This window comes from Sulfuriferula thiophila, assembly GCF_003864975.1.
Taxonomy (GTDB): Bacteria; Pseudomonadota; Gammaproteobacteria; order Burkholderiales; family Sulfuriferulaceae; genus Sulfuriferula; species Sulfuriferula thiophila.
The window spans coordinates 473925-480171 of record NZ_BHGL01000046.1; the positions used below are offsets into that span (position 1 = coordinate 473925).

The window sequence follows — 6247 nt, forward strand, 5'->3', positions numbered from 1 at the left end:
ATAAATAAGGAAGGCATACCAGCACGGGTATGCCCGGGATGATCACTGTGTTTTGGTTGACTGCAATGCGCTTTCAAAACTTTTTTTGTCGACATACTTGCCCAGTTCAGACATGCCGGCTTCCACTTGCGGATTAGCAAAAATCTCGCGCGCAGCGACTTGTCCGAGCGCTCCAAAACTTGTCTGTATCGTTGCACCCCCCTCATATTTAAGGGCCTGCCTGGTTTCAGTCAGACAAGTTTTCGTTAACAGGTTCTGGAATAACAATGCAGTGCTTTTGTTCAACTCCGTACGTTGCGCATCAGAAACCGCAGCCAGCCGTCCCACCTGGGGATGCAACGCCATCATGGAAAATATCCATTGCACCAGTAACGATTTGTCATCGCTGGTAGTCGACTTGACCAGGCATTTGGTCAGATCATCGGCATAAGGACCTGCCTGGGCTGATGTTGTCACTAGCACCAACGCTAGGCTCAGAATCAGCCGGGATACCGTGGTTGAAATACGCTGCTTCATGTTTCCTCCTGATAGTCTTGTGAATCAAAAATAGCTGAACCAAACCACTAAACACGTAACAAAAATTATACGCATTTATTATCATTGCATAATTTGTCGGGCCGGCCTCAGATAAAGAAATGCCGCAATAGCTGCCAGCGACAGGCATGCCGCCACCATGAACACCACCGTGGGATGCAGCAACCACAACGCACCCGCAATGAGTGACGCAGGCAAGTAGATCATCCCGGTTACAAAGTTGTAGACCCCTATCGCCGTTGCCCGCCGTTCCGGCTCTATATCGGTAATGAACGCCTTGCTCTGGGCCTCATCAATAGAGAAGAAAATACCGTAAATGACGAACAGGGCAATGATCTCCCATTTGGTCGTCGCAAACACGAAGCCGAGGTTCATCACCAGATACACCAGATAGCCGAGCACGATAATGCGTGTCCTGCCGATCACATCGCCGAGCTTGCCTATCATCGGTGCAGCAATAACGAAAGCGACATTGAACAACGCATACAGCAACACCACATCCTTCATGGAAAAGCCGACACTGTAAGCACGCAGCAGCAGAAAGCCGAAACTGAAATAGGCCAGCGAAAATATCCCCGCCGCAATCAGATAACGCTTGAACCCCGCGCTCAGGGTTTGCCAGGCCTCGTACATATTTTCGCGCTGGTGTTTAACCCCCGGCTGCTCCTTGATCAGCCCCAGCAGGATAATGCTGAGCACCGCAGGCACCAGCGCAACCCAGAACAACAGCTTGAACGTAGCCGCCGACTCGCCGTACCAAGACAGCAACGCATAGGCCACCAGCGGCCCGAATACCGCCCCTGCCTTATCCAGCGCCTTATGCACGCCAAACGAATAGCCGCGTATGCCCTTATCGGCGATAGCCGACAGCCAGGCATCCCGCGGTGGCCCGCGAAAGCCCTTACCCAGCCGCTCAATCACCCGGAACAGACCCAGACCGATGATCGAATTCGCAAACAGCAGTATGACTTTGGCCAGCGTTGAGAAGCCATAGCCAGCCAGCGCGAACACCTTGCGCTTACCCGAGCGATCCGACAGCCAGCCCGCCATGTAATTCAGTGACGATGCGGAGAAATCCGCCAACCCCTCCACCAGCCCCAGCAAAGCACTCGATGCCCCGGCTATGGTGGTAAAGAAAATCGCGAACACGGAAAAAATCATCTCCGAACTCAGATCAGTCAGGAAACTCACGAAACCGAGCTTGAGAACGTCAGGATGCACGCCAAATCTTTTTTTCACAGGTTCACTCATGGCACACCCCCAAGCAAAAAATTAACGCACAACCCGACACAGGCAGAAATGAAGCAGCCTGCTACGCCTTCTTGACAAACTCCGACTTCAACTGCATGGCGCCAATGCCATCGATCTTGCAGTCAATATCATGATCGCCTTCTACGATACGTATGCTTTTTACCTTGGTACCCACCTTCACCACCGATGACGAGCCCTTGACCTTCAGGTCCTTGATCACCGTCACCGCATCACCGTCCTGCAACACCGTACCGTAAGCATCCTTCACCACGCGCTGCTCATCCGCACTCTCGACTACCGCATCTTTTGACCACTCATGCGCGCATTCCGGGCACACATACATATTGCCGTCTTCGTAAGTATAGGTTGAATTGCATTTTGGGCAGTTAGGTAGATTACTCATTGAGATCCTTTATGTGATTTATGCCAAGGCATTCATGTCAGAGCCTGCAATTATGCATCAATGCAAAACAAAGCAGTGAATAAGCCGCTAAATGCCGCTCCTGTCGCCATTCAGCGAAACAAAATAGCTATTATTTACATGAAGTTACAGACCAGGCCTGATTTTGTGTCGCCTGCCAGCGACAAATCCAATGCTGTGCACAGCCACAAACATCAAGTAAGTAATTGAAAAATAAGAAATATTAAATCTGGCACAGGCATTGCTATGTAAGCGTTAGCTAATCAGGACACACGCTCTCTATCCTCTAACTAATAAATATGGAGTATTGAAAATGCCACAAAACACACAACTGCGCACTAAAGTATTGACCGCCATCATGGCCAGCGTAATCGGCCTCGGATTTGTCACCGCTGCAATTGCTGCACGGCTCGGAGTCGACACAGACACCCGTATCGAAGCAGGTGCCAATATCGGAGCTGACCATGCCAATGCTGGCGGAACTGCAGATGCGCACATGAGCACCGCCGGCAGCGCCAACAACGACGCGCCATGGGGCAGCGGTGTTGCACGCGGTACCGATCGTGCTGCACAACGCAAGCACTCAACCAGCACGGTATGGCCGGAAGCCAGACAGCAATAGCCGCTGTAACGCACGACAGGAAATCCAGGCAAAAAAGTGGGCGGTTTATACCCGCCCACTTTTATCCAGCTAGCACCTGATTAATCAGGGTTTATGGTGATGTTGCCCCATCTTGTGACCAGCCATTGCCTCAGCATCAAACACAGCCTGCTGTTCCGGTGTCAACTGCGCATAAAACGTCTTGATCACCTTGATCCGCTCTACCATCTTGGCGTGACGCGCATCTGACATTGCCAGCATCTTGTCCAGACGTTGCGGTGTATTCAGCTTGGCAAACTCGCTGCGCTGATCCTGCTTGTCCATATCCATAGCACGCATACCGGACTCGCTGGCCTTGGCGTATACATTCCACGCGGCCTCCTGCTCCGGCTTCAGCTTCAGCTTGGTTTTCAGCTCAGCCATATGCTTGGCACGAAATGCCTCCTGTTTAGCGTGATCCATGCCCCCGTGCATCGCTTCGCAGCTCTCCATGTTTGCAGAACCACTGGCAGGCACGGCAAACGCCGATACCGCCAACATGCTGCTACCAGCCAGCAAACTCACCATCACTGCACGTTTGGCAAAAGAGCCATGAGTCAATTTCATTACGATCTCCTTCAGAGTCATGAATAAGATGCCGGCCCAGAACGGGTACGGCATGGAATTCATTGTAACGGAAAGATGTATCAGACCGATGTCGGAAAACAGCGAAGATGTTGCAAGTTGTATCTTAACGTGAAAGTTTGGCTTTTTTGCAGGCATTGGAGGCCGGGAGCCGCCCGGCCTGACATGGCGGGCACTATGCTACATAGCTAGATACCGACGTTACATCTTGAGCTTTCTCTCTACCGCGAAAAAACCCCGGAATTCGGAACTTTGTAAAACGGATGGCTAGATTTACTGTTCATGAGCCATTTCGTTAAGGGCTGCTCTGGCTAAAAACCCACTACGAGTTTCATGTTTGGCTGCAACATAATCATCAATACGGCTTAAAATAAAGCGCGGCATGCTGATATTGACGCGCTCCGGTTTAGCGTCAATCTTGGACAAATCCACCTCGACCAGCGCCCATGTGGCTTCTTTATAATCTTCCAGTTTTCTCAAATCTTCAATCTTGGAATGATGAATATCGACTTTCTCACCTGATTCCAATAATAATTCGAGATGGTCAAAAATAGCGTCTTTGGCATTTTTAATCGCGTCATCAATGGTATCTCCCCATGAATGACACCCCAAAATATCGGGCACGATCACACCGTAAACGCTTCCCTCATCTTTATGGATTGCGATAGGAAATTGCATGGTTTCTCTCTTTCTACCCTCTCAGTATCTACGTAACTTACGTAGCTTGTTAAACACCGTACGCTAAAAACATCCCATTTTCTGCGAAACAAGCCGGACTCACTCGAGTCCGGCCTGTTTCAGGATGCTGTTTACTGTTCCCAGTGGCAAGTCCTTTTCCGGGTGCGGCACCGTTACAAGGCCAGGTTTTATTGGATGTTTAAAATGATGATGGCTACCTTTAACGCGCACTTCATACCAGCCTTCATCTATCAGCATCCGGATTATTTTTGATGATTGCATGCATGTCTCCACGGATGTTTAAATGAATTATACACACGAATACACACACGTCAATAAATCTACACATCGGTGTGTAGATTTATTGACGAAGCGGTCAGACAAGCTGAATCAAAAAATCACGCGCTTGTGCGTAACTCCGCGCGCTTAACGCTCTTATTATCCCCGCCTGAACGATTTGGACGAATGTACCCTGCGTTGCTCGCCAAGCCGGGCGGCTGCGGAACTCGGCGGTGGAGAGGGGATAAAATCAACAACGGAAATTCAAAATCAAATTCAAAACCAGCCCACCCGACGCTACCCTTGTCCGGGCGACGCCCGGACAAGCCGAACCAAACAAGACCATCACGCGCTTGCGCGTAACTGCGCGCTCTTAACGCTCTTAACGCTTTTATCCCCTTCTGCATCGCTTCGGCTGGGCCGTTCAGGCGGGAGGGGTAGGCGAGCACTGTTTGAGCTCCGCAGCAGCTTGCGGGGTGTGCAAGCTGTCAGGGCGAGTTGCGCAGCCCCCGTCTGAACGGTTCAGACGAAGGTACCCCGCAGGGGCGAGGCTGTAGGGTGCCGTTCTCTTTGGTTACTTTCTCTTGGGCAAGCAAGAGAAAGTCACTTGCCGCCGGGCAACCCCCGGCCTGACATGGCTGGAAATTTGCTGCATAGGCAGACCAAAATCTCTTTATTCCCTCGTTCCTTATGAATGAATGAGTCTTGCTACAAAACCAACTAAGTTATGTTGCTTTGTTTCATGAGTTTGCAGCACCAAATAATTAAACAAATCTTCACGAACCCTATCATTTGACTTACCCAAAAGCTCTTCTAAAGATTGTCCAAGCTGATAAACTGCTATTTTACAAGCATCGCGAAGCGGTCTTTTTATGAGACCTACAGTTTCTGAAGCCCAGTTTGCTGGAATTACAATGCGATTGTCACCAAAGTATAATTTCAACTTGGCTTCATGCAATGCTATATCCATACGAATCAATTCAACCAAACCCACTTCTGGAGTCCACGGAAGATACATTAATTGTCTTTTTAATCGTTCAAATAATGCAAGCATTACATGATCATTTCTTTCCTTATAATCGACAAGAGATTCTTCTTCTACATCTTTATCAAGCGCAACCATCAATTTTGTATGTTTTGGTAACATTTGAGGAGCTTTGTCCAAAAACTCTAAAATCTGACGAAACCCTCCGAGGGGCACAGTCAGAGTAGTAGGCAGTAACACACCTAAGTTTGTTTGCTGGCGATAAATGTTTAACATAGCATTAAGACATTTTTTCCCTGAATCGTCTTCCACATATACGATGCAATCTGGCGCAACCTCTTCCCCAGATGAAATTGGACTTCACCCGCTTCAGTAGACACATTATGATGTAGAAACTGAACAGGAGTGAAGCCAATGAGTAACGCAAGATATACAGCAGAATTTAAGGCAGAAGCAGTCAAACAAGTCACCGAGCGCGGGCATGGGGTGGTTGAGGTTGCAAAGCGTTTGGGCATATCAGACAAGAGCTTATATGTCTGGCTAAAGAAGAGTCAGCAACAATCCCCGTCTGCTGCCAAAGATGAAGTACTCGCGCTTAAAACCGAACTCAGTCGCATGAAGGCTGAATTGAAGCGCACCACCGAAGAACGCGACATCTTAAAAAAGGCCGCCGCGTACTTTGCCAGAGTGTCCGAGTAAAGTACGCTTTCATGGATCAGCATCGGCGTGAATTCCGATTGCGCAGCATGTGCCGAGTCCTCAACGTCCATCGCAGCGGTTACTACGCCTGGAAGGCCTGTCCCAAATCGGAGCGGGCTGTGGCCGATGAAGCGCTGTTGATTGACATCAAACAATCCTTTGAGGACAGTTACGG

9 protein-coding genes are annotated in these 6247 nt (G+C 49.5%); 2 read left to right on the plus strand and 7 right to left on the minus strand.

Translation table 11 applies throughout. The features are described 5' to 3' along the window. Window positions 1-42: 42 nt before the first annotated feature. From EJE49_RS13965 to EJE49_RS13975, 3 genes are all read right to left on the minus strand, one after another. Entirely contained in the window at window positions 43-516 is a 474-nt protein-coding gene (locus EJE49_RS13965; RefSeq protein WP_124951851.1) for a hypothetical protein, read from the minus strand. Window positions 517-597: 81 nt separating this feature from the next. Continuing rightward, window positions 598-1785, minus strand: a complete 1188-nt coding sequence (locus EJE49_RS13970; RefSeq protein WP_124951853.1) for an MFS transporter — start codon at window positions 1783-1785, stop codon at window positions 598-600. 61 nt (window positions 1786-1846) lie between these two features. Next, entirely contained in the window at window positions 1847-2188 is a 342-nt protein-coding gene (locus EJE49_RS13975; RefSeq protein ID WP_124951855.1) for a zinc ribbon domain-containing protein YjdM, read from the minus strand. 331 nt (window positions 2189-2519) lie between these two features. Between EJE49_RS13975 and EJE49_RS13980 the strand changes: the two genes are divergently transcribed. Then, entirely contained in the window at window positions 2520-2828 is a 309-nt protein-coding gene (locus tag EJE49_RS13980; RefSeq protein ID WP_124951857.1) for a hypothetical protein, read from the plus strand. A gap of 84 nt (window positions 2829-2912) precedes the next feature. On the opposite strand, the gene EJE49_RS13985 is transcribed toward EJE49_RS13980, so the two are convergent. The 4 genes from EJE49_RS13985 to EJE49_RS14000 form a co-directional block, all read right to left on the minus strand. Beyond that, entirely contained in the window at window positions 2913-3413 is a 501-nt protein-coding gene (locus EJE49_RS13985; protein WP_189941941.1) for a Spy/CpxP family protein refolding chaperone, read from the minus strand. Between the two features lie 291 nt (window positions 3414-3704). Further along, window positions 3705-4109 (minus strand): type II toxin-antitoxin system HicB family antitoxin, encoded by a 405-nt coding sequence (locus EJE49_RS13990; RefSeq protein WP_124951861.1) that lies wholly within the window; start codon window positions 4107-4109, stop codon window positions 3705-3707. 99 nt (window positions 4110-4208) lie between these two features. Beyond that, complete coding sequence (locus tag EJE49_RS13995; protein ID WP_124951863.1) at window positions 4209-4391, minus strand: type II toxin-antitoxin system HicA family toxin; 183 nt, start codon at window positions 4389-4391, stop codon at window positions 4209-4211. A 685-nt stretch (window positions 4392-5076) separates the two neighbouring features. After that, the gene (locus tag EJE49_RS14000; protein ID WP_124951865.1) at window positions 5077-5685 is read right to left on the minus strand and encodes a hypothetical protein; all 609 of its coding nucleotides are present in this window, start codon (window positions 5683-5685) and stop codon (window positions 5077-5079) included. Window positions 5686-5787: 102 nt separating this feature from the next. On the opposite strand from EJE49_RS14000, the gene EJE49_RS14005 reads away from it, so the two are divergent. Then, window positions 5788-6072 carry a transposase gene (locus EJE49_RS14005; RefSeq protein ID WP_124950332.1) on the plus strand — a complete coding sequence of 95 codons (285 nt, stop codon included), beginning with the start codon at window positions 5788-5790 and terminating at the stop codon, window positions 6070-6072. Window positions 6073-6247: the final 175 nt, after the last annotated feature.